Annotated in this window: 18 protein-coding genes and 1 tRNA gene; 5 read left to right on the top strand and 14 right to left on the bottom strand. The window is 73.3% G+C overall.

The window, feature by feature from the left end:
• Positions 1-182: 182 nt before the first annotated feature.
• The 5 genes from MID12_RS21690 to MID12_RS21670 all read right to left on the bottom strand — a co-directional run bounded on the left by MID12_RS21690 (position 183) and on the right by MID12_RS21670 (position 5874).
• The gene (locus tag MID12_RS21690; protein WP_052482525.1) at positions 183-884 is read right to left on the bottom strand and encodes an SGNH/GDSL hydrolase family protein; all 702 of its coding nucleotides are present in this window, start codon (positions 882-884) and stop codon (positions 183-185) included.
• Between the two features lie 39 nt (positions 885-923).
• Positions 924-2381, bottom strand: coding sequence for an MFS transporter (locus MID12_RS21685; protein WP_159393025.1), 1458 nt, complete (start codon positions 2379-2381; stop codon positions 924-926).
• 109 nt (positions 2382-2490) lie between these two features.
• A complete protein-coding gene (locus MID12_RS21680) occupies positions 2491-3984 on the bottom strand; it encodes an MmgE/PrpD family protein (protein ID WP_263170062.1) in 1494 nt (497 codons plus the stop codon).
• A complete protein-coding gene (locus tag MID12_RS21675) occupies positions 3981-4973 on the bottom strand; it encodes a diacylglycerol/lipid kinase family protein (RefSeq protein ID WP_063778687.1) in 993 nt (330 codons plus the stop codon). The genes MID12_RS21680 and MID12_RS21675 overlap by 4 nt, the downstream gene beginning before the upstream one ends.
• Positions 4963-5874: a class I SAM-dependent methyltransferase gene (locus MID12_RS21670; RefSeq protein WP_052482522.1), complete on the bottom strand. Its 912-nt coding sequence runs from the start codon at positions 5872-5874 to the stop codon at positions 4963-4965. Before MID12_RS21670 ends, MID12_RS21675 begins: the two co-directional genes overlap by 11 nt.
• A gap of 214 nt (positions 5875-6088) precedes the next feature.
• On the opposite strand from MID12_RS21670, the gene MID12_RS21665 reads away from it, so the two are divergent.
• Positions 6089-7594 carry an MmgE/PrpD family protein gene (locus MID12_RS21665; RefSeq protein WP_040253182.1) on the top strand — a complete coding sequence of 502 codons (1506 nt, stop codon included), beginning with the start codon at positions 6089-6091 and terminating at the stop codon, positions 7592-7594.
• A gap of 277 nt (positions 7595-7871) precedes the next feature.
• Here MID12_RS21665 and MID12_RS21660 read toward each other — a convergent pair whose 3' ends face one another.
• The 9 genes from MID12_RS21660 to MID12_RS21620 form a co-directional block, all read right to left on the bottom strand.
• Entirely contained in the window at positions 7872-8930 is a 1059-nt protein-coding gene (locus tag MID12_RS21660) for a ferritin-like domain-containing protein (RefSeq protein WP_237282914.1), read from the bottom strand.
• A gap of 83 nt (positions 8931-9013) precedes the next feature.
• A tRNA-OTHER gene (locus tag MID12_RS21655) sits at positions 9014-9100 on the bottom strand.
• A 152-nt stretch (positions 9101-9252) separates the two neighbouring features.
• Positions 9253-11154 (bottom strand): anthranilate synthase family protein, encoded by a 1902-nt coding sequence (locus MID12_RS21650; protein WP_263170057.1) that lies wholly within the window; start codon positions 11152-11154, stop codon positions 9253-9255.
• Positions 11151-11774: an isochorismatase family protein gene (locus MID12_RS21645; protein WP_040253177.1), complete on the bottom strand. Its 624-nt coding sequence runs from the start codon at positions 11772-11774 to the stop codon at positions 11151-11153. The genes MID12_RS21650 and MID12_RS21645 overlap by 4 nt, the downstream gene beginning before the upstream one ends.
• A 104-nt stretch (positions 11775-11878) precedes the next feature.
• Complete coding sequence (gene fabG, locus MID12_RS21640) at positions 11879-12652, bottom strand: 3-oxoacyl-ACP reductase FabG (protein ID WP_052482521.1); 774 nt, start codon at positions 12650-12652, stop codon at positions 11879-11881.
• On the bottom strand, positions 12649-12918 hold the full coding sequence (locus MID12_RS21635) for an acyl carrier protein (protein ID WP_263170053.1): 270 nt from the start codon (positions 12916-12918) through the stop codon (positions 12649-12651). The genes fabG and MID12_RS21635 overlap by 4 nt, the downstream gene beginning before the upstream one ends.
• A gap of 30 nt (positions 12919-12948) precedes the next feature.
• Positions 12949-13971 carry a beta-ketoacyl synthase N-terminal-like domain-containing protein gene (locus tag MID12_RS21630; protein ID WP_263170052.1) on the bottom strand — a complete coding sequence of 341 codons (1023 nt, stop codon included), beginning with the start codon at positions 13969-13971 and terminating at the stop codon, positions 12949-12951.
• Positions 13968-15101, bottom strand: a complete 1134-nt coding sequence (locus MID12_RS21625; protein ID WP_263170051.1) for a beta-ketoacyl-[acyl-carrier-protein] synthase family protein — start codon at positions 15099-15101, stop codon at positions 13968-13970. The genes MID12_RS21630 and MID12_RS21625 overlap by 4 nt, the downstream gene beginning before the upstream one ends.
• A complete protein-coding gene (locus MID12_RS21620) occupies positions 15098-17218 on the bottom strand; it encodes an AMP-binding protein (protein WP_263170049.1) in 2121 nt (706 codons plus the stop codon). Before MID12_RS21620 ends, MID12_RS21625 begins: the two co-directional genes overlap by 4 nt.
• Positions 17219-17652: 434 nt before the next feature.
• Here MID12_RS21620 and MID12_RS21615 point away from each other — a divergent pair, with 434 nt between their 5' ends.
• The 4 genes from MID12_RS21615 to asnB all read left to right on the top strand — a co-directional run bounded on the left by MID12_RS21615 (position 17653) and on the right by asnB (position 23360).
• Positions 17653-19353: a class I adenylate-forming enzyme family protein gene (locus MID12_RS21615; RefSeq protein ID WP_263170048.1), complete on the top strand. Its 1701-nt coding sequence runs from the start codon at positions 17653-17655 to the stop codon at positions 19351-19353.
• Between the two features lie 68 nt (positions 19354-19421).
• Entirely contained in the window at positions 19422-19868 is a 447-nt protein-coding gene (locus tag MID12_RS21610; protein WP_263173351.1) for a hotdog fold thioesterase, read from the top strand.
• 139 nt (positions 19869-20007) lie between these two features.
• A complete protein-coding gene (locus MID12_RS21605; RefSeq protein WP_040253165.1) occupies positions 20008-21462 on the top strand; it encodes an MFS transporter in 1455 nt (484 codons plus the stop codon).
• A 56-nt stretch (positions 21463-21518) separates the two neighbouring features.
• Positions 21519-23360: an asparagine synthase (glutamine-hydrolyzing) gene (gene asnB / locus MID12_RS21600; RefSeq protein WP_040253162.1), complete on the top strand. Its 1842-nt coding sequence runs from the start codon at positions 21519-21521 to the stop codon at positions 23358-23360.
• Positions 23361-23386: the final 26 nt, after the last annotated feature.

Here is a 23386-nt window from a genome sequence, read left to right as displayed (position 1 = left end):
GGCAAGCGTGGGCGGCCGCACTCCCGTACGCGGGAGTCCGGCCGGTGGTCCTCCTGTGGTTCTCCTGAAACGCCGAAGCCCGAGTCCCTGGGAAAAGGAACTCGGTGGCCCCGGCGGGGCGGACTGCTGCGGGGGACAGAACAGTCACGCGCCCACCGGGACCACGGCCAGGTCCGCCGGGGTCAGGCCCTCTTGGCGGCGAGGTGTTCACCCAGCGTGCGGATCACCTCGGTTGCGACGACCGCGTGACCGCGGGCGTTCAGGTGCAGGCCGTCGGAGGCGAAGATCGGCTCCTTGCCCGCCGGGTGGTTGGGCAGGTCGACGTGGAGTCCGCCCATCCGCTGCGTCACCGACTGGGTGAGGTCGGAGAACTGCTGGAGCCGCTGCTTCATGACCGCCTTGTACTTCTCGGCGACGAACGGCGTCCAGGTGTTGTCGAACAGGCCCATCGTCACGACGGTGCAGCCCCGGGCGCGCAGCGCCGAGACGATACGGGCCTGCTCCGTCTCCACGGCGGCGGTGTCGAACTGCTTGCCCAGCAGGTCGTTTCCGCCCGCCACCACGATGGCGATGTCCGGGGCGAACTCCAGCGCCGGGTCGAGCTGGGTGGCCCGGATCTTCGCCGCCGGGAGGTCCCGCTCACCGAAGTTGCGGTACTCCAGCTCCGGGTTGATCCGGCGCAGCCCTGCCGCGACGCGGTCGGCCCAGCTGAGGTCGGCGTAGCCCTCGACGGGTTCGCGCTGGCCCGCGACGATGCTGTCGCCGATGGCCGCGTACCGGGTCCAGGGGGCGCCCTGGAGCTGGGCGGTGATCTCCTCCACGGTCAGGAGATGGGGGTCCTGCAGCTCCTGCGCGTGGTCGGAAGGCATCTCCGTGCTCGTCATGGCTGACCTTTCCTAGAGATGGGGCGAGGCGTGTGGTTCCTAGTTCGCGGCGTCGGGGGTCGGAGTCTTCTGCTCGCCGGCCGGCTGCGCGGGGGGCGTGGCGGCGGCCGGGGTCGGCGGCAGCTTGATGGTGAGGCCGAGTCCGAGGACGGTCACCACCACCGAGGCGCAGGCGGCGATCAGGTAGATGCGCTCGAAGTCGGCGATCTCCGAGATGCCGCCGGAGATCACGGTGGCCAGGACCGCGATGCCGATGGCGCCGCCGATCTGCCGGGCGGTCTGGTTCAGGCCCGTCGCCCCGGCGAACCGCAGCGGGGAGACCGAGAGCGCGGCCGCCGTGGACGTACCGGTGGTGATGGCGCCCATGCCGACACCCGCCAGCATGCCGAGCGGCAGCCAGTAGGCGAGGAACATCCCGTGGTCGGGGAGGGTGAAGGCGAGCAGGAAGCCGGTGCCGGCCAGGATGATGCCGCCGCCCGCGGTGGCGAGCCGGGGACCGTAGCTCGGGGGGAGCTTGCCGACCCGCATGGCCACGATGGTCGCCATGAAGGCGCCCGGCGTCATGGCGAGTCCGGCCTCCAGCTCGGAGTAGCCCCAGGCCTGGGTGACGTACAGGACGCCGACCAGGAGCCAGGAGAAGAGCGCGATGCCGTAGAAGAAGGCGGCGGCGTTGGCCAGGGCGAAGGTGCGGTTGCGCCACAGGGAGATTTCCAGGGCGGGGGCCGGGTGCTTGGCGGAGCGCAGCAGGCACAGGCCGATCAGGATCGGGCCGAGGATGACGCAGATCAGGGTGGAGGTCTCGCTCCAGCCCCAGTCGCCGCCCTTGCTGATGCCGAGGCAGAACAGGCCGACGCCGGCGCCGAGCATGATCGTGCCGAGGAGGTCCGGGAGCTTGCGCTCGGTGCCGAGGCCGGTGGTGCGCGGGATCCCGATGGCGCCGTAGATGAAGAACAGGCCGAAGGGGATGTTGATCAGGAACAGCGAGCGCCAGCCGAAGACGTCGACCAGGACGCCGCCGAGGGCGGGACCGACCGCGGCCGCCAGGGCCGCCGCGGCGCTCCACTGGCCGATGGCCGCTCGGCGGCGCTCGGCCGGGGAGTCCATGAGCACGATGGCGAGCGAGGCGGGGATCATCGCCGCCGCGCCGAGTCCCTGGACCGCTCGGGCCGCCAGGAGGATGCCGAGGTCGGGCGAGACGGCGCAGGCCAGCGAGGCCGCCGTGAAGACGCTGATGCCGGCGATGAAGAGCGTGCGCCTGCCCAGTGCGTCCGCGAGGCGTCCCGCCGGGGCGAGGAGGGCCGCGAAGACGATCGCGTAGATCGTGATGACCCACGAGAGGTCCTTGAACGCGGAGCCCGTGAAGTCCTCACGCAGGTCCGGGATCGCCAGGTTCACGACAGTGACGTCGAGCACCGCCAGGAACGAGGCTCCGGACGCGAGGAGCAGCAACGACGCCGCTGACCGCCGCTGTGGAGCGTCGGCATCGGTGGTAGCCACGGGACACACCTCTTTCTTAGATACCGTTGGTAGGAATGTATTGAGCGCCGACAGCGGGTGTCAACGAGCTCTGGATGACGTGACCCAGTTCACATACCAACAGTAGGTATTAATCGCCGAGGTGCAAGACCTGGCGCAACACCCGCCCGAGATCTTCGGCCGAGAGCTCCTCCAGGCGCGCCAGGGCGTCGGCCGCGGCCTCGTCCACGCCCGTACGCAGCAGCTTCTCGCGCACCAGGGCCGGGTGGTCCTGCCAGGAGGCCGAGCCGACCGCTCCGGTTCCGGCGGCCAGCTCGCAGGTCTCCTCACGGCCGTCGCGCATCCGCACCGTCATGCGGCAGCCCAGCATCTTGGTGGCCTCTTCGAAGGAGGCGACGGGCGGCCCGAGCTCCTCCAGGAGCTTCTCCATGGGGATGCCGGGCAGCTCCGTCTCCCACTCCAGGGCGCGCCGTCCGGCGTGCCGCAGCGTCTCGCCGACCGGGGCGGTGGACATCATGCCCAGCCTGCTCAGGTCCTCGTCCGCCTCCAGGCGCACCCGCTGCGCGAGCTCCCAGCGGCCCTCCTCGGCCAGGCCGGGAGGCGCCAGGTCGGCGACGGTGAGGCCGCCGGTGAGCAGGGCGGTGGCCACGTTGTACCCGGCGCTCAGATTGAGGGCGGGCAGCGAGGTGGCCGCGCCCCGCACATAGCGGTCGGCGTGCTTGCTCATCACCTTGGTCATGCCGGGCACCGCGACGTCGACCGAGGCGATGTCGGCGGGGCCCTCGGGGCGCAGCCTGCGGTGCAGTTCGGCGGCGCACTCGACCAGGGCGTCCAGATGGACACCGGCGGGCAGCAGCTTGAAGGAGAGGGTCTCGGTGTGCCAGCGCTCACCGAGGCCGTACGCCACGAGCTCGGGCACGGCCGCGCCGGAGAAGACCGCGAGGAGCCCCTCGGGATGCTCGATCACGTCGTCGCGCCCGGTGAGTCCGGCGAGCGCGGCGGCGCAGGCGTCGATCGCCGTACGCACCGGAGCGGCGGCGGACAGCACCTTCGCGTCGCTGGCGAGCACGGCCGGGCGCAGCGCGCGCGGGGGCGCGGCCAGCGCCAGGCCCCAGGCGTTCAGGAGCTGCCCGGCGTCCGCGCCCCTGCCGTGCAGCAGGGCCGCGCAGGCCGCCACGACATGGGTGTGGCCGGCCCACTGGCCCCGGAAGGGACCGAGCGTCCCGGCCGCGGTGACGCGGGCGGCGGACTCGTCGGCGGCGGTCACCGCGGTGATGAGGTCGCGTCCGGACAGCCCCTGCTGCCTCTGGTAGGCCACCGGGACGCCGACCGCGGCGTGCGAGACATGGCCCGCGTAGAGGGTGTCCTCCAGATAGAGGCTGGAGGACAGCGCCGCCATCAGATGGGCGGTACGGGCCGGATCCCCCTCGGTGTCGAGCGGGCCGAACGCCGCGAGGAGGGTGCCGCCCACCGGATGGGGGGCGGTGGCCCGGACCGCGGCGAGGTGCGAGACGACCTGGCTGGTGACGACCGAGACGACCCGCGGCGGGATGTCCTCGTACCTCAGCTCCGCGGTCCACCGGGCGAGCGCCCGGGTGAGGCCGCCGCCGCTCTCGCCGCTCATGCGACGCCCTCGGCGAGCTCCGCGGAGCCGGAGGCGTGCGCGACCGCCGCCGGCGGGGCCAGGACGGGCAGGACGGCGGGGAGCACGTCGATGGTGTAGCGCGAGGCCTCGCCCGTGCAGAGTTCGCCGTCGTGCTCGAAGGAGAGCTTCCTGCCGTCGGTGCGCTCCACGACGAAGCGGGAGCCGCGCTCGTACACCACGCCGGGGCGCCCGATGTGGCTGCCGTCCGCGGTCAGCCCGGCCAGCTCGCGTACGCCCATCTGGCCGCCCACCACGCACACGTCGAGCAGTCCGTCGTCGATGACCGAGTGCGGCAGCAGCTTGAACCGGCCCGCCCGGTAGCGGCCGCCGCCGATGTTCACCAGGACGACGGGGCCCTCGTGGACGACCCTGCCGTCCACGCTCACCCGGCCCTCGTACGGCGTGAAGGTGGCCATGGTCTGGGCGACGGCCTGCTGGTAGCGGTCGCGGCCGGGCACCTCGAACATGCCGTAGGCCGCCTCCAGGGCGTCGGCGACCAGGCCCGAGCCCGCGCCGAGCAGCGCCAGGACGTCGATCTCCCGGATGTGCGCCATGTCCACCCAGCGCAGATGCGGCTGCTCGCCGGAGAGCGCCTGGTCCAGGACCGCGCTCCAGGGGGCATCGGCCCAGATCTCCTGGTAGAACGAATTCCCGGTGCCGAAGGGGATGTTGACCATCGCGGGGCGCTTGCCCGCGGGCTGTTCGAGGCCCGCGCGGGCCAGGCCCGAGGCCGCCTCGCGGGTCGTGCCGTCACCGCCGAGCACGATCACCGCGTCGTACCCCGCGGCGGCGGCCTCGGCGGCGCTCGCCTCGGCGTGGCCCTGGTACTCGGTGTGCACGACGTCGAGCCCCGGCACCAGGCCTCGGCAGTGGGCGATGACCTCGTCGATGTGCTGCCGGTCGCGGACCCCGGCCTGGGGGTTGGCGATGAGCAGGGCGCGGGCGGCCCATCCGGGTTCAGTCACCATGGCCGCTCGCCTCCTTCCCGACGCGCCGCGCGGTGACCAGACCCATGAAGTCGTCGTCGCTGCAGTACGGGTCGGTGCCGCCGTAGCGCCGGACAAGTCCGGCCACGCGCAGCTGCTCCACCGGCTCGAATCCCGCGTCCCGGGCCGTCGCGGCGGCGGTGGCCGGGGTCAGGCCGTTGATGTACGGCTCGCCCTGCTCGGCCACCTGGCGGGCCATCTGCAGGGCGCCCTCGTAGCGGCTGCTGCCGTCCACGACGGACTCGTCCATGTAGTCGAAGAGCAGCAGGCTGCCGGGGGCGACGGTGTCCGCCAGGTCGGCGAGGGTGGCGCGGCAGGCCTCGGGCGGCAGGAAGAAGGTCACCCCCAGCCACCCCACGATGCACGGCTCGTCCAGGGCGAAGCCGTGCGCGGTCAGCTCCGTACGCAGCGAGCCGCCCGCGGTGAAGTCGAGGGGCACCGAGGTGGCCGGGGAGCTGAGGTCCGCCGCGGTGAGCGCCGCCAGCTTGGCGGTCTGCGTCGCGGGGTGGTCCACCTCGAAGAAGCGCACCGTCTCGGGGCCGGTCCAGCGCAGCGCCGTGGTGTCGTATCCGGCGCCGAGCAGCACGACTTGGCGCACCCCCGCCTCGACCCCGAGCGCGACCAGGTCCTCGAAGTAGCGCTGGCGCAGCAGGATCTCGGCTATGAAGCCGCCGTGGGCGCGGTCCAGGCGCTGCAGCCGGTCGAGGGCCTCCTCGGAGGTGGTGGGCGGCGGCACGGTGACGAAGAGGTGCGCGTAGGTGTCGCCGAGCAGTCGCCTGTCCGGCTCGATGACGGCGTCGGCGGCGCGGGCGCGAGCGGTGAGATGGGCTGTCTCGCTCGCATGCCCGGACTGCAGCCGGGTGGGCGGAGGTGCGGCTGTCACGGCGGTTGCCTCGCAAGGACGTAGGGACAGGGACGAACACTCGTGTTACGCGGGCGCCCGCCGCACCCCTCAAAAAAAGTCCCGCCGTCCTCGGGAGCGGATCCGGCTCCGGCAGGCGCCCGCGGAGATGAGGGGTGGGGCCCTTTCCCGCGTAAGACACGCGTAGGCACCGGAGCGCGAGTCGAGTGCGCCCGAGAGGATTGAGGGAGACCCAGTGACGACACTCACGGAAGAACTGGCGGGATGGGCGAGTGTGCTGCGCCTCGACGACATACCGGACGACGTGGTCACCACCGCCAAACACCAGATCCTGTCCCAGCTGGCCGCCGTGCGGGCCGGACTGGACCACCCCCTGGGGCAGAAGTTCGTCCGGGGCTTCGGCGCGCCGATCCAGGAGGACCCGGCCCGGTCCGCCTTCGTGCTCTCCGGTCTCGGCTCCTGGCTCCACTTCGACGACACGGCCTACGCCGGGCACCTGTCCAACTCGACGGTGGCCGTCCCCCTCGCGTACGCCAGGACCCAGGGGCTCACCGGGGAGCGGCTGCTGACCTCGATCATCGTCGCGAACGAGACGGCGGCGCGGATCACCGCCGCCACGACGCTCGGCCCCTTCCGCGGCCAGAGCGCCGCGTTCACGCATGTCACCGGGGCGATAGCCGGGCGGCTGCGCGGCGAGGACGCGCCGGCCCAGCGCTGGGTGGACACCCTCGGCCTCGGCTTCGGGCTCCCGCCCCGCACGGTGCCGGTGGGATTCCTCGACGGCGACGCCAAGCTCTTCGGCGCCTCGACCCCGGTGCGGGTGGGGCTGGACGCCTGCGACGCCTCGGCGGTGGGTCTCGCGGGCAGCCCGGTGATCTTCGAGCACCCGGAGGGGTTCCTCTCCCGGTTCGCCACCATTCCGCTGCCCGAGGCCGTGGTGGCCGGGCTCGGCACCCGCTGGCACACCCGTACGACCTCCTTCAAGGTGCACCCCGGCGGACCGGGCATGGACTCCGCCATCGACCTGGGTCTGGAGCTGCACCGCGAACTGGCCACCCCCGGCAGCCCGTTGCGCGCCGAGGACATCGCCGAGATCAGCGTCGACACCTCCCTGTACACGGCGGTGGTGGAGCGCCGGGCCGCGGAGTACCTGCGCGGCGCCCTCTCCCCCGTGAGCGCGCTGGTGTTCTCGCTGCGGTACACCCTGGCCACCGCCCTGCTCACCGGGCAGCTGAGCACCGACGACTTCACCGAGAAGGGGCTCGCGGACACCGAGCGGTGGGCGCTGGCCGGACGGATCGACGTCCGCCTGGACCAGGACATGACGCGGGAGCTGTTCCACTGCGAAGTGCCCTTCGGCGAGGCGCTGCGGCTGGCCGGCGGGCGGGGCAAGGAGTGGCTGCGGCAGTTCGGCGCGGGCTGGGAGGGCGACGGCCAGTGGCTCGTCGACCTGGTGGGTGAACTGCCGCCGCCGAGCCGGGACTTCAGCGACGCCCGCAAGGTGACCGGCGCGCGGGTGCAGATCCGGATGACGGACGGGCGGAGCGTCAGCCGCGAACTGGACGTGCCGATGGGGGCCATCGGCAGTGTGGGCCGCCCGCCGATCGCGGGGGTCGTGCGGGACAAGTGGCTCGGCACGGGCGGCAGCGAGGAGTTCGCCGACGGCGTCGACCAGTTGGAGAAGGCCTCGGCCGAGGAGGTGGGGCGGCTGCTGACCCTGATCTTCGACAAGGACGCCTGAGCCGCGCGGAGTCGGCCGCGGGGACGACGACGCGGACGACGACGGGCACGACGCAGCGGGGCCCGGTGGTCGCAACCGCCGGGCCCCGCAGGGCAGTTCGGGTCGGCTCCCCTGCCGGGAGATGACGTGACGGGTTCGGCTCGTACGCCTCGGGGTGACGCGCCGGACGGCCGCACGCCGAAACGGCGTGGGACCGGTGCCGTCCGTGACGGCACCGGTCCCACGCTCTCGTCAACGCGTGCCTTCAACTCCGGCACGCCGCACCGCAGTTCCCGGCTCAGCCGGTGGCGGCCGACCCCAACGCGCCCTCGGCGATGGCCTCGTGGACCTCGGCGCGCCGGGCCTCCATCTCGCGGCGCTCCGCGTCGAGGGCCTCGGCCTGGAGCTCGTCGGACTCCATCAGCTTGACCAGGTCGGCGCCCGCGAGGTCGAGGACGCCCATGTCGTCGTAGGCCTGCTGGACCTTGGGGCTCCACAGGCCGATGTCCTTGACGCAGGGCACGATGCGGGTGAAGAGCAGTGAACGGAAGGCCCGCATGCGCGGACCGTTGTTCATGTACTCCATGCACTCCTTCATGTCGAAGCCGAGGTTCTCCCAGACCTCCTGCATCCGCAGCCGGTCCCGCATCAGATAGCAGCCCTCGATGATGAACTCCTCGCGCTCGGCGAGTTCCTGGCTGCTCAGGTTCTTGTAGTAGTCCCGCAGCGCCAGCCGTCCGAAGGCGACGTGCCGGGCCTCGTCCTGCATGATGTACGAGAGGATCTGCTTGGGCAGCGGCTTGGTGGTCTTGTCCCGCAGGATCCCGAAGGCGGCGAGCGCGAGCCCCTCGATGAGGACCTGCATACCGAGATAGGGCATGTCCCAGCGGGAGTCCGAAAGCGCCTGGCCGAGCAGCTCCTTGAGATGGGGGCTGATCGGATAGGTCATCTCGATCTTCTCCGTCACGAAGCGGGAGAAGAGCTCCACATGCCGGGCCTCGTCCATGACCTGCGTGGAGGCGTAGAACTTCGAGTCCATGTCGGGCACGGATTCCACGATGCGCGCGGAGCAGATCATCGCGCCCTGCTCACCGTGCAGGAACTGGCTGAACTCCCAGGCCGCCATGTGCTGCCGGAGTTCCTGCTTCTCCCGTACGTTGAGCTTGGAGTACTGCTTCGAGCCGTACAGGCCGAGCGTGTTCTCCGGCGTGCCGAGGGCATCGAAGGGGTCGACCTCAAGGGACCAGTCGATGCGCTTGGCGCTGTCCCACTGCTTGTCCTTGCCCTTTTGGTAAAGGTTCAGCAGGGTTTCACGCTCGGAATCGTATTCCCATGTGAAATGGTTCCTGCCCTGCATGGGGAAAGTCCAGGCGGATTCCATAAGAAATGTCTCCTGCGGTTTCAAAGAACGCTGCACGGCGACGTGTCCTGCAAAAAGAGCGGAGAGAGCAGGATTCGAACCTACGTGGGACATGAGCCCCGACCGGACAAGTCCGGCCCCCGTTAGGCCACTACGGGAATCTCTCCCTGCGTCCACCGGTGTTCCCCAGCGACAAGAAGAACTGTGCCAGACGGCCCTGATATGTCGCTGAGATGGGAGTGTCAGCAGCTCACAGGGCCGAAACCCCTTGTTCCGCACCCGCGTTCGGCCGCCCGCGCACCCGGCCCGGCAGCGGTGCTCAGCGCCCGAGGGCGTCCCTCACCGCGGCGGTCAGGATGCGGGGGCCGTCCCGGGTGAGGATCGACTCGGGGTGGAATTGCAGCGAGGTGAAGTGCGGGCCGCGCAGGGCGTGGACCTCGCCGTCGGCCGGGTCGTGGCTCACCTCGACGAGGCCGACGCCCGGCACCTCGCGTTTGTCCTCCTCGCTGCGGGCGGCGAAGGTGTTGTAGAAGCCGACGTGTTCGGGGGTGCCGAAGAGGTGGATCTGCTTCTGGACGCCCTGGTTGGGGGTCTTCAGGCGCAGGACCTCGAAGCCGAGGGCGAGGCTGAGCACCTGGTGGCTCAGGCAGACGGCGAGGAAGGGCGCCCGCCGGGCGAGCAGGGTGCGTACCGCCGCGTGCAGATGGCGCATCCGCGGCTCCTCGCGCTGCGCCGGGTCCCCGGGGCCCGGGCCGAGGACGACCAGGTCCCAGCCGTCCAGGGAGTACTCCTCGTCGTAGCGGCGGACGGTCACCGCGGGCCCGGTGGACCGGAGTTGATGCGCGATCATGGCGGTGAAGGTGTCCTCCGCGTCCACCACGAGGACCCGCAGACCGGCGAGCGGGGACCCGCCCCGGACCGCCGCGCGGTCGGCGTCCGCGCGCAGCCAGAAGTCGGCGAGGGAGGCGTTGCGCAGCTCCAGGGCCGCCCTGACCTCGGGGTGGTCGGCGAAGCGGGCGCCGCGGCCGGATTCCAGGGCCGCGACCAGGCCGTCCGCCTTGGCGCGGGTCTCGGCGGCCTCGGCGCGCGGGTCCGAGTGGCGTACCAGGGTCGAGCCGACGCCGATGCCCACCCGGCCGGTCGCGCCGAGGACGGCGGTGCGGATGAGGATGGCCGAGTCCAGCGCCGCCCGGCCCGCCCGGTCGCGTCCGAGGAGGGCGGCCACCCCGCTGTAGTAGCCGCGCCCCTGCGGCTCGTATCGGCTGATGACCCGGCAGGCGCTCTCCAGCGGGGAGCCGGTCACGGTCGGGGCGAACAGGGTCTCGCGCAGGATCTCGGCGGAACTGCGGGTGGTGTGCCCCTCGATGAGGTACTCGGTGTGGGCGAGGCGGGTCATCTCCTTGAGGTAGGGGCCGATGGCCCGGCCGCCGCCCTCGCAGATCCGGGCCATCATCTTCAGTTCCTCGTCGACGACCATGGACAGCTCGTCGGCCTCCTTGCGGTCGGCGAGGAAGTTCATCACGCCCGCCAGCGTGGGTCCTTGGGGCGGATACGGATACGTACCGCTGATGGGGTTCATCACCGCCTTGCCCCCGGCCACGCTGATGTGCCGCTCGGGGGTGGCGCCGACGAAGGTGCGGGCGCCGGTGTGGATGAGGAAGGTCCAGTAGGCGCCCGCCTCCCGTTGCAGCAGCCGGGAGAAGAAGGTCAGCGCGCTGTGCGGGCCGTAGTCGGTGATGTCGGCGACGAAGGAGCGCTTGATGACGAAGTTGGCGCCCTTGCCGGTGCCGATCTCCCGGTCGACGACGTTGCGGACGATCTCCTGGTACGCGGCGTCGTCCACGTCGAAGTGGCCGCCGCCGAGGGTGATCGGCACCTGGGGGATCCGGGCCAGCGCCTCCGGCAGGCTCAGCCGCTGCTGGTCGGTGACGGAGAGCGCGAGCAGCGGGGCGCCGTCGTCGGGGACGGTGAAGCCGCGCTCGGCGATCTGCCGGTAGGGGATGACCACGAGGAGTTCGTGGTGCGCGCGGCCCGGGTGCAACGGCTCGGCGGGCAGCGGGAGTTCGGCGAGCAGCGCGGGTTCGGTGACCTCGCCGGTGAGGACGTCCAGGGTGCCGGCGCCCGCGGCCTCGGGCCGGTACAGGAGGGCGTACGCCTCCGGCGGGTCGGTGAGGATCCGGGCCAGCAGGTCACCGGCCTCCGGCGCGTCGGCGGCGCTCATGCGAGGACCTCCTTCGCGGTGAGGACGCTCGCGCAGCGGGCGGCGGCGTACTCCAGCGCCATGCGGTGGTGGTCCGCGGTGAAGTCGGCGACGGCGTCGGCGACGAGGAAGGGCTGGATGTCGTGGGTGAAGGCCTCGACGGCGGTCATCAGGACGCCGACATGGGCGTAGACACCGCAGAGGATCAGCTGGTCGCGGCCGCTCGCGCGCATCTGGTCCAGGAGCGGGGAGCGGAAGAAGGCGCTGTAGCGCCACTTGGTCAGCCGCCAGTCGGCCTCGGCGGGCGCCAGTTCCTCGACCACCTCGCGGTCGGCCGGTTCCGCGCGCATCCCCGGGCCCCAGAAGTCCGCGAGCAGGCCCCGCTCTTCGGCCGTCATGCTGCCGGGCTGGGCGGTGTACGCGACCGGGACGCCGAGCGCGGCGCAGCGCTCGCGCACCGCGGCGGCGTTGCGCACCAGCCAGCCGCGCACGCTCGCCGGGAAGGGCGCGAGGAAGTAGCGCTGCATGTCGTGGACGAGCAGCACCGCGCGGGCCGGATCGGGCGTCCACCGGGCGGTGTTGGCGGGCAGGTCACCGGCGGTGGGCGCCGGATAGGCCTCGATGGGCGGTATCCCTGGCATGGCTTCGCTCCCCGTTCCTGTCGCGCGTACGGCTCGTGACGCGTACGCCTGTTGTCGCGTACGGCTCGTGACGCGTACGGCTCGTGACGTGGGCGGCGGCCGGGTCAGCCGCTCAGGCCGCCGTTGATCTCGACGACCTGGCCGGTGAGGTAGGACGCCCGGTCCGAGACCAGGAAGGCGACCAGGTCGGCGACCTCCTCGGGGGTGCCGGCCCGGCCGAGCGGGATGTTCGCGAGGTGGCGCTCGGTCACCTCCGCGGGCAGGGCGGCCGTCATGTCGGTGTCGATCAGGCCGGGCGCCACGGTGTTGGCCCGGATCCCGTAGCGGCCGCACTCCTTGGCCAGGGAGCGGGTGAGGCCGATGATCCCCGCCTTGGAGGCCGCGTAGTTGGTCTGGGCGGCGCTGCCGTGCACCCCGGCGATGGAGGAGAGCGTGACGATCGCGCCGCGGCGGCGCTTCATCAGCGCGAAGACGGCCGCCCGGCAGACGTGGTAGGTGCCGGTGAGGTTGGTGTCCACCACGCCGTGCCACTCCTCCTCGCTCATCAGGGCGAGCGGGCGGTCCCGGGTGATCCCGGCGGAGGTGACCACGGCCGACAGCGGGCCGAGCTCCCGCTCGGTCCCGGCGACGAACTCCTTCACCTCGGCGAACTCGGCGACGTCGACCCGCCGGTGGTGGACCCGGGCCCCCGCCTCCTCGGCCGCCTTGGCCGCGGACTCGGCGGCCGCGGTGTCGGAGCGGTAGCAGAAGGCGAGGTCGTAGCCGTCCTCGGCGAGGCGGAGCACGACCGCGCGCCCGATGCCCCGGGAGCCGCCGGTCACCAGCGCGACCGGGCGGGCGGCGGGCGCGGGCGGCCCGCCCGTGCCGGTGCCGCTCACCGCGCCGACCCGGTGCTCAGACCGGCCTCGACGAGCTCGCGGACGAGCTGGAAGGTGCCCATCTCGGTCAGCTGCGATTCGTCGATCTTCACGCCGAAGTGCTCCTCGACCCGTACGGCGATCTCCAGCGAGATCAGCGAGTCGACGTCCAGGTCCTCCTTGAAGCGCGCCTCGTCGGTGACTTCCTCGACGGGCAGTTCCAGGGCCCCGGCCACGACGGTGCGCAGCTCCTCGACGTCGAGCGGGGTGTCGGTGTGGTCGGCCATGCGGTGACTCCTCGGCTGGGTGGGGTGGGATCAGGCGGTACGGGCGGGGCCGCTGAGGAACACCGCGGCGACCGCGTCGTCCTCGGGGCCTCCGCAGGTGGCGAGCGCGGTGTGGGCGGCGTGGGTGTCGAAGTGGGCGACCGCGGCGGCGGCCTGGAGCAGGCCGAGCGCGCCGGAGCAGAGGCCGAGCGAGGCGGTCGGGTCGAGGACGGCGGCGGCCCGGACGGGCGGCGGGTCGTCCGGCGCGCTCTCCTCGCCGGCCGGGCGGTCGGTGAGCCACAGGTCGACGGCGGGCCCGGGGGCCTCGGCGCCGTCCGTCCGGCCGGGGCCGCCCGCGCGGGCGGCGGTGACGGCCGCGGTCAGGTCCTCACCGCGGGCGCAGCCGGACAGGGTGGCGCGGACCCGGGCGCCGCGGGCGGCGGCGCGCTCGGCGGTCTCGACCACCAGGGCGACCGCGCCGTCCACGGCCGCCGCGCCGAGGAGCTTGGCCACCGCCTCGCCGTCCGGCTCCACGCCGACCACCAGGGCGGTCTCGGCGCGGCCGGCGACGAGCAGCGCGCGGGCCCAGTAGAGGGCGTCCAGGCCGCTGGTGGGGCCGTTGCACAGGGTGACGCTCGGGCCGCGCAGCCCGTGGGCCATGGCGACCGATCCGGCGATCACATTGCTGGAGGTCTGCGGCAGCCCCATCGGGGCGAGGCCGAGCACGGTGTCCCGGGCGATGATGTCGGCGAAGGAGCAGACGCTGTCCAGGATGCCGAAGTTGCTGCTGACCACGACGGCGGTGGTGTCGCCGTTTCCGGTGTATCCCGAGTTGCCGTCCTCGCCGAGCAGTCCGGCGTCCCGCAGGGCGGGCGCGGCGGTGCGCAGGGCGAGCCGGGAGGCGCGGTCCTTGTGCCGCAGATCGCGTCCGAGCAGTCCGGTACGGGGGTCGAAGCCGCCCTCGCGGACGGTGCCGAGGAGTTCGTCGGGCAGGGTGAGACCGGGGACGGCCAGGCCCACGCCGGTGACGACGGCCTCGCGGCGGGCGGGCGCCGGGGAGTGTGCGGTGCTCATCGTGCTGCCTCCAGGATCGCGGCGGCGTTGATCCCGCCGAAGCCGAACGCGTCGATCTGGGCGAGCCCCAGCTCGGCGGTGGCGGCCTCCTCGCGCACCAGGCGCAGACCGGCGGCCTCCTCGATGGGGTCGGTGAGGCCGAGGACGGGCGGCACCTGGCCGCGCTGCAGGGCGAGCGCGCCCATGGCGAGGCTCAGCAGCCCGGAGCCGCCGAGGGTGTGGCCGGTCATCGACTTGATGGCGGTCATCAGCGGCCCGCCGGGGGCGGGGAACATTTGCGAGAGGACGGCCGCCTCGGTGGAGTCGTTCTTCGGGGTGCCGCTGCCGTGCAGCAGGACGAGGTCGATGTCCCCCGGGTCGATCTCCGCCCGCCGGTGGGTCTCGCGCAGGACGCGGGCGATGCCCTCCGGGTCGGGGGCGGTGGAGTGCTGGGCGTCGCAGTTCATGCCGACCGCGCGCAGCCGCCCGTGCACCCGGCGGCCGGGGGCGGCCTCGCGGGTGAGCACCACCGCGACCGCGCCCTCGCCCATCAGCATGCCGCGGTGCGAGCGGTCGAAGGGGCGCAGCGCCTCGGGCACGTCGTTCTGGACCCGGTCGAGGGTGCCGAAGGCGCTCTCGCCGATGGCGTCGGTCCCCGCCACCACGACGGTGTCGGCCTCGCCCAGCTCGATCAGATCGGTCCCCATGGCGAGCGCGTAGAGGGTGGCCGCGCAGGCGTTGGCGAAGGTGTACGTACGGGTGGCGCCGTAGCGCTCGCGCAGGGCGGTGCCGAAGTGCAGCGCGTCCGGCTCCAGCGGGGCGCCCTCGCGCCACCACAGTTCGGCGCTGCGCTGCTCCTGGAGGGTGGTGCCGACCAGGACGGGCACCTCGGCGAGGTCCTCGGGGTGACCGGCGTCGGCGAGGGCCTGGTCGATCGCCGCGAGCAGCCAGCGGGTGGCGCGGCCGGGCTCGTCGACGCCGGGCCGGGCGCGGTCGTGGATCTCGTAGGCCTGCCGGGCGCGGTACTTCTCGTGGTCGAAGACCTGGAGGGGGCCGAGGCCGCCGCGCCCCGCGCACAGCGAGTCGAAGATCCCGGCGGGGGTGCCGCCGACACAGGCGAGGGCTCCCATCCCGGTGATGTCCCAGCTCATTTTGCCTGCTCCCGAAGTCGGTGGGCGGCCACCTTGCCGGTGGTCGTGGTGGGCAGCGCCTCGACGAACTCCAGCCGCGCCGGGCGCTTGTAGGAGGCGAGGCCGGACCGGATACGGGAGCGCACCGCGCGCCGCACGGCCTCGTGGTCGCCGGCCCGCTCGGGGACGAGGAAGGCCACCGCGCTCTCCAGTCCGTCGGCGTCGCGGGCGGCGACCACGGCGCAGTCGCGGACCCCGTCGACCTCGCGCATCACGGCCTCGATCTCGGCCGGGGGGACCTTGTAGCCGCCGAGGTTGAGGACGTCGTCGACGCGGCACAGGTGGGTGAGGCCGCCGTCGGGGTCCCGGCGGACCAGGTCGCCGGTGTAGGCGCCGCCGTCCGCGAAGGTGACCCGGTCGGCCTCGGGGCGGTTGAGGTAGCCGAGCGAGACGGTGGGGCCCGCGATGTGCAGCCGGCCCTCGGTGCCGTCGGGCACCGGCCGCCCCGCCTCGTCGCGGACGGTGGCGACGACGCCGGGGACGGGCATGCCCGCCCGGCCGGGCATCGGGCGGTCCGGCGGGGTGGCGACGACCACGTGCATCAGCTCGGTGGCGCCGAGGCAGTTGAGCACCGGGGCGCCGAAGGTGTCCTGGATCCGCAGGTACAGCTCGGCCGGGCAGTTCTCCCCCGCGGTCAGGCACAGGCGCAGTGCGGCCACCGCCTCCTCGCCGGGGCGCAGGCTGTCCAGCAGGGCCGCGTAGAGGCGCGGTACGGAGCAGAGCACCGTCGGGCGGTGGCGGCGCAGGGCGGCGGTGACGGCGCGCGGGTCGACCGCGCCGCCGATCAGGACGGTCCGCGCACCGGCGTCGAGGGCGCACAGGACGGAGCTGCCGAAGCCGTAGCCGAAGGACATCCGGGCGGTGGAGAGCACGATGTCCTCGGCGCGCAGGGCGAGTTGGGCGCCGAAGCTGTCCAGCATGGCGGTGATCCCGGCGGCGGAGTGCTGGACGCCCTTGGGCTCGCCGGTGCTGCCGGAGGTGTACTGGATCAGGGCGGCCCGGTCGGCGCGGTGCACCGCGGGCTCCCCGGCGAGGCCGGGGCGGCGGGCGCCGGTGGGGCCGCCGCCGCGCAGCCCGGCGCGGACCTCCTCGCCGGTGAGCAGGACGCGGCCCCCGGCCGCCCGGGCGGGGGCGGAATCCGGCTGCGCCGGGGCGGAGTCCAGGTGGAGGACCCCGGCGGCGCAGTCCGCGGCGATGCGCTCCCGTTCGTCCGCGCCGAGCAGGGGGCTGACCGGTACGGGGACGCAGCCGTGCCACCAGAGCCCGAGGACCGCGGCGACGGTGGCCACCGAGTCCTCGGCGACGACCACCGCGCGGGTACCGGGCGCCACCCCGAGCCCCGCCAGCGCTCCGGCGTAGCCGCGGGCCGCCTCGTACAGCTCGCGGTAGCCGACGTCGCCGAGGGCGGGGTCGGTGTAGGCGGTCCGGTCGCCGTGCCCGGCGCCGAGGTGGCGGCCGACGAGGCGCTGGACCAGGTCGGTGGGGGCGGGGGGTGCCTGGGGCGTGGTGGGGGACGGCGAGGTGCCCGGGCGTCTCTCGGCTGCCGGGAGGGGGGCGGCGTCCGGGACGCGGTCGGCGCCCGGCAGTTGCTCCCCCGCGGGCGCCGGGGCACGCGAGCCGCCGGTGGCGGGAGAGCTGTCCGTACCTGAGGGACTGCCCCCGCCTGAGGGGCCGCCCTCACCGGAAGGACCGCCCCCACCCGAGGGACTGCCCCCACCGGAAGGACCGCCCCCACCGGAGGGACCGCCCCCGCCGGAAGCACTCTCTGTACCGGAAGCCTTCTCCGTACCGGCAGCACTCTCCGCACCGAGCAGGGCCCCCGCACCCGAAGGGCGCCCCGTCGCGAGCAGGCCCGCCGCGTCGAGGACGCTGTCGACCGCGGCGAACTCCTCGTCGGCGAGGGCGAGTCCGAAGCTCCGCTCGATGCGCGCGGCGATCTCCACCTTCTCCAGGGAGTCCAGGTTCAGGTCCTGCTGGAAGGAGGCGTCGGCGGGTATCTCGGCGAGGTCGAGTTCGAGAACGGTGGCCACGATGTGGCGCAGCCGCTCCACGGCGTCGGATGTCCGCTCAGGGGGCACGGGCGCGCTCCTTGTCGGGCCGGGGGGCCTTCCGGTGGCTTCGGCTCCGGGTCTTCCGGAGAGCCGTCAGGACCGTAGCCGAGCCGAATTCGGCGCGGCAGCGACCGCCTCGGAGTCCGTCAAGTCCGTTTCTGAGGAGGGCTGTCGGTGCTTGTGCGACCGGTTCCGGAGAGCTCGCGGAGGCCGCGCCCGGGCGGGCGGGCGCCGACCTGACGCACTTTCCGCACCGTGCTGGCGGCCGCGGGGAGCCCGCCCTAGCTTTCCGTGGACGAGCCGCCGCTGCGGGCTGCCCGTGCCGGGGCCGCACCGGCGACGGCTTGTCCGGTGCCCGCGCCGGGGCGCACGGCGCACCGGTGCCGCACGGGGTGCCCGCGCGGCACCGGCCCGGTGGTGACGTCCACGGAAGATTTCCCCGATCGAAGTCAGGTGATCTCATGCCGCTCACGCCCAAAACGATGCTGACCCCGCAGGCGCGCCAAGGCCTCGCGGAGCTCCCCGGTCTCGGCGGCGGCAATGCCTGGCGGATCGCCGCCGAGACGAATCCGGCGGCGGACCTTCCGGTGCTGCTCGCCGACAAGCCGCTGGCCGGTACGGACGGGGAGTTGCGCACGGAGTTCAGCCTGCGCGAGCTGGACGCCCTGGCCGACGCCTGGTCGGCCTGGTACCTGGACCGGGGGGTGGGGCCGCGCGACCGGGTCGGCGTCTTCCTGGCGGACACCTTCGCCTACCAGGTGCATCTGACGGCGCTGGCCCGGATCGGCGCCATCGGCGTGCTGATCAACGGCCGGATGCTGCCCGAACTCGCCCTCGGCCTGGTCCGGCGCACCGGCGCCGTCGGCCTGTTCACCGACCGGGAGCGGCTGGCCCTGTTCGGCGGGCGCGAGCGCGAACTGCCCGAGCTGCGCTGGACCGCCCTGGACGAGGAGGTGGGGGTGCTCGGCGCCCGCGCCCCGCGCCCCGCGGACCTGTTCCGGCACGGCGACGACGACGCCGTGGTCATCTGCCACTCCTCGGGGACCACCGGCAATCCCAAGCCGGTGATCTGGACCCACCGCCAGAGCGTCTCGGGCGCCTGCTACCGGCTGGTCAACCACCCGGAGCCGGAGGACGTCCTGGTGCTCGCGGGCGCCCCGCAGTCGCACTCCAGCGCCATCGCCTTCACCTACTACTCGCTGCTCGCCGGGGTGCCCACCGTCGGCTGGTCCGACCCGACCGGGCCGGGCATCGCCCGGGGCTGCGCCACCCACCGCCCGAGCGTGGTCCTCGCCTTCAACGAGGCCCTCTCGCACCTGGCGACCCACGAGCCCGACCCGGCGGACTTCTCCTCCGTCGAGGTGTGGGTGAACCTCGGGGACTGCGGCCACGACGCGCACATGCGGCGGCTGATGGCGCTCGGGCGCACCGCCGTCGAGGGCGGGCACGTCCCCGGTTCGATCATCGACGACGGCCTCGGCTCCTCCGAGCTGGGCTGGGCCGCGCTGCGCAAGGTCCTCACCCAGGACTCCCCGGCGCGCGCCCGGCACCTGGGCACCCGGGTGCCGATCGCCGAGGTGGCGGTGCTCAACGAGGACGGCACCGAGGCGGGTCCGGACGAGGTCGGCCTGCTCGGGGTGCGCAGCGAGTCGGTGGCCCACGGCTACTGGAACGACTCCGACACCACCTACCGCTCGATGCTCTCCGGCTACTGGCTCTCCGGCGACCTGGTGCGCCGCTCGGCCGACGGCGAGTTCTACCACGTGGACCGGGCGGTCGACCGGATCCGTACCGCGGAAGGCGACGGCTACTCGGCGCTGATGGAGGAGGAACTGCTGCTCGGCATCGAGGAGTTGGCCGACTGCTCGGTGGTCGCGGGACAGGACCGCGGCCGCACCGTACCGGTGGGCCTGGTGACGCTCCGTCAGGACGTGCCGCCCGAGGCGCTGTTGCGGCGCGCCAACGCGATCCTGGCGGAGGCCGGGCAGCCCGCGCTGGCGCTCCTGGAGATCGCCCCCTCCCCCGAGGACGTCCCGCTCGGCCCGACCGGCAAGGTGCTCAAGCGCCAACTGCGGGAGAAGTACGCGGACTTGGCGGAGTACCGCCCGGCCGACCCGGCGGCGGTGGCCCGCGCCGAGGGCACCGCGGCGGCGGGCGCGTGAGCGCGTCCTCCGCCGCGGCAACCGGACCGGGGGCGGCGGCCCCCGGTCCGGCGGACCCGCTCGGCGCCATGCCGGACGGCCCCTCCGAGGCGATCGCGGCCTGGGTCAACGAGGCCGGGGCCGCGACCCTGGCCGGGCGGATGGGCATGGTCTTCCAGGAGGCCACCCCCGAGCGGGTGGTGGCGACCATGCCGGTGGCCGGGAACACGCAGTTGCAGCGGATCCTGCACGGCGGGGCCTCGGCGGCCTTCGCGGAGTCGCTCGGCTCGCTGGGCGCGGCGCTGCACGCCGGCGCGGGGCGCATCGCCGTCGGGGTGGACCTCAACGCCACCCACCACCGGCCGGTGCGCTCCGGCACGGTGACGGGGGTCGCGACGGCGCTGCACCTCGGCGACTCCTCCGCCAGCTACGAGGTCGTGGTCACCGACGAGGCGGGCCGCCGGGTCTGCACGGCGCGGCTCACCTGCGCCCTGCACGGCGCACGCGGGCGCGTACGCGGGCGCGGGAGCGGGTGACGCAAAGGCGCGCCTGCGGACCACGGCGGCGGCCGGAGCCGAAGAGACTGTTCCCGTCCCTGGGCCCTGCCACGAACTCGGCCTCCGACTCCGCGGCCTGACACCCCATCGAGCTGCACAGATCCCCGAGGAATACCCCATGACCACCCTGCAAGACCCCCACGAGACAGGGACCGAGGCGCCGCCCGTCCTGCGCACCGGGCCGGTTCTCCTGGTGCTGTTGTCGGCCATGTTCTTCGCCCAGTTCGACTTCTTCGTCGTGAACGTGGCCGCGCCGTCCATGGAGGAGAGCATCCACGCCAGCTCCTCCGCGCTCGAACTCGTCGTCGGCGGCTACGCCTTCGCGTACGCGGCCGGGATGATCACCGGCGGGCGGCTCGGCGACGGCTACGGCCACCGCCGCCTGTTCGTCATCGGCACGCTCGCCTTCGGCGCGACCTCGCTGCTGTGCGGCCTGGCGGACACCCCCGGGCAGCTGATCGCCGCCCGGCTCGCCCAGGGACTCGCCGGTGCGGTCATGGTGCCGCCGGTGCTCGCCGTGGTCACCGCCTACTTCCCGGACGAGAAGAAGCCGCGCGCGATGGCCTGGTACGGGGTCGCCGCCGGTCTGGGCTCCATCGCCGGGCAGGTCTTCGGCGGCGGCCTGGTGGCCTCCGACTTCGCCGGGCTCGGCTGGCGCACCATCTTCCTGATCAACGTGCCCTTCTGCCTGGTCATCGCCTTCGCCGCGATGAAGGTGCTGCCCGCCCACACCCGCCGCGAGAAGGTCGGCCTGGACCCGATGGGCGCGGTCGGCGTCTCGCTCGCGCTGGCCCTGCTGCTCGTCCCGCTGACCACGGGCCACGCCTCCGGCTGGCCGGCCTGGACCTGGATCAGCATGGCGCTGGCCCTCCCGGTGGGCGCGGTCACCCTGTGGTGGCAGCGGACGCTCGCGGCCCGCGGCGGCAACCCGGTGCTCGTGATGTCCCTGTTCCGCAGCGCCTCCTTCCGCGGCGGCGTGATCGCCAGCGTGGCCTTCATGGTCTACTTCGGCAGCTTCATGTTCACCCTGACGCTGCTGCTGCAGTCCGGGCTCGGCCTCGACCCGCTGGAGGCGGGCCTGGTCTTCTCGCCGATGGGCGTGATGTTCACGGCGACCTCGATGGTCGGCGGCCGGCTCACCGGGCGCTGGGGCATGAACGCCCTGGTGGTCTCCGGCGGGGTGACCGCGCTCGGCCTCGCGATGCTGGCGCTGCGCCTGATCGCGGCCGACACCGACACCGGAGTGCCGTACATCGTCCTCTGCCTCTGCCTGATCGGCGGCGGCAACGGCGTGGTGCTGCCCGCCCTGTTCGGCGCGGCGCTCACCACGGTCCGCCCGCAGGACGCCGGTACCGCCTCCGGCATCCTCACCACCAGCCAGCAGTTCGCCAGCGCCGCCGGAGTCGCGGCCGTCGGCGCCCTGTTCTTCGCCGTGGCGGGCGGGGACGCCACGGGGCGCGACTGGTCCGTCGCGATGGCCTGGGCGACCGGGGTGAGCTTCCTGCTCGTCCTCGTCGTGATGGCCACCACCTGGACCTTCAAGCGCTTCAGCCCGCCACCCGCACGCACCTGAGTTCGCGGGGACGGGCCCGCCCCGTCCCCGCCCCCTCCCACCGAGAGGCGACACGCATGTGTGGAATAGCAGGCTGGGTCTCCTTCGACCCGGACGTCCCCGTCACGGCCGAGGTCGCCCAGGCGATGACCGACACCATGGTCTGCCGCGGCCCCGACGCCGAGGGGCTGTGGACCACCCCGACCGTGGCCCTCGGCCACCGGCGGCTGTCCGTGGTCGACCCGGCCGGCAGCGCCCAGCCGATGTTCTTCGCACGCGAGGGCGAGGTGGTGGTCGCCCTCAGCTACAGCGGCGAGGTCTTCAACTACCGTGAACTGCGGCAGGAGTTGCTCGGCCGCGGGCACACCTTCCGCACCGCAGGTGACACCGAGGTGGTGCTCCGCGCCTACCTGGAGTGGGGCGAGGACGTCACCGAGCACCTCAACGGCCAGTACGCCTTCGCCCTCTGGGACGCCCGGAGCGAGGAACTGCTCCTGGTCCGCGACCGCCTGGGCATCAAGCCGCTCTACTACCAGCCCGTCCCCGGCGGCCTCCTCTTCGGTTCGGAGCCCAAGGCGATCCTGGCCCACCCCCGGATCCGGCCCGCGATCGACGCCGAGGGCTTCGCCGAACTCCTCGGCTTCACCAAGACCCCCGGCCACGCCCTCTACAAGGGGATGTACGAGCTGCGGCCCGGCCACACCCTGCGGATCGGCCGCGGCGGCATCGCGGTGCGCCGCTACTGGGCGGTGGAGTCCTACGAGCACACCGACGACCTGGACACCACCATCGGCCGGGTACGGGAACTCCTGGAGGACATCGTCGACCGCCAGCTGGTGGCCGACGTACCCGTGGGGACCCTGCTCTCCGGCGGCCTGGACTCCAGCATCATCACCGCCCTCGCCGCCCGCCGCAGGACCGCCCCGATCAAGTCCTTCGCCCTGGACTTCGCCCGGCACGCCGACACCTTCCGCGCCGACGACTGGCGCGGTACCCCGGACGCCCCCTTCGCGGAGCTCCTGGCCCGGCACGTCGGCTCCGACCACCGGGTCGTCTCGCTGCCCTCCGAGGCGCTGCTCGACACCACCGCCCGCGAGGCGGTGATGCGCGCCCGCGACCTGCCCTTCGACCTCGGGGACGGCGACACCTCGCTCTACCTGCTCTTCCAGGAGGTGCGCAGGCACTGCACGGTGGCCCTGTCCGGCGAGTCCGCCGACGAGATCTTCGGCGGCTACCGGTGGTTCAACCATCCCGAGACCCTCGCCGCGGAGACCTTCCCCTGGCTCGCGCCGCCCTTCGGCACCGGCATCGCCGGACCCGGCAGCGGCCCGGGCGAGTCCCTGATCAACCGGGACCTGCTGACCAAGATCGACCTCGGCGGGTACCGCGTCCGGCGCTACCACGAGGCCCTCGCCGAAGTCCCGTACCTGCGAGGGGAGTCGGCCGCCGACCGCCGGATGCGCGAGATCGGCTACCTGCACCTGACCCGCTTCCTGCCCTGGATGCTCGACCGCAAGGACCGGGCCAGCATGGCGGCGAGCCTGGAGGTCCGGGTGCCCTTCTGCGACCACCGCCTGGTGGAGTACGTCTTCAACACCCCCTGGGCGATGAAGTCCTTCGACGGCCGGGAGAAGAGCCTGCTGCGCGCCGCCACCCGCGACCTGCTGCCGGCGGAGATCGCCGACCGGGTCAAGGCGCCGTACCCGATCACCCGGGACCCGCACTACCTCGAAGGGCTGCGGACCTCCCTCAAGCGCGTCACCGAGGGCCCCGCCGCGCCCGTACGCGAACTGCTCGACGAGGAGGCGCTCGCCGCCGCCACCGCGGACGACCCGGCCCCGGGCTACCGCACCGGCACCGAGCTGGTCCTCGCCCTGGACTTCTGGCTGCGCACCCAGGACGTCGACCTGGAGCTCTGAGCCCCGCGCGCTCCACGCGACGGCGG

The sequence above is a fragment of the Streptomyces sp. SCSIO ZS0520 genome (assembly GCF_025643355.1).
Taxonomy (GTDB): Bacteria; Actinomycetota; Actinomycetes; order Streptomycetales; family Streptomycetaceae; genus Streptomyces; species Streptomyces physcomitrii.
Note: the sequence above shows the minus strand (reverse complement) of the source record. Positions and strands in the feature narration are given on the sequence as shown.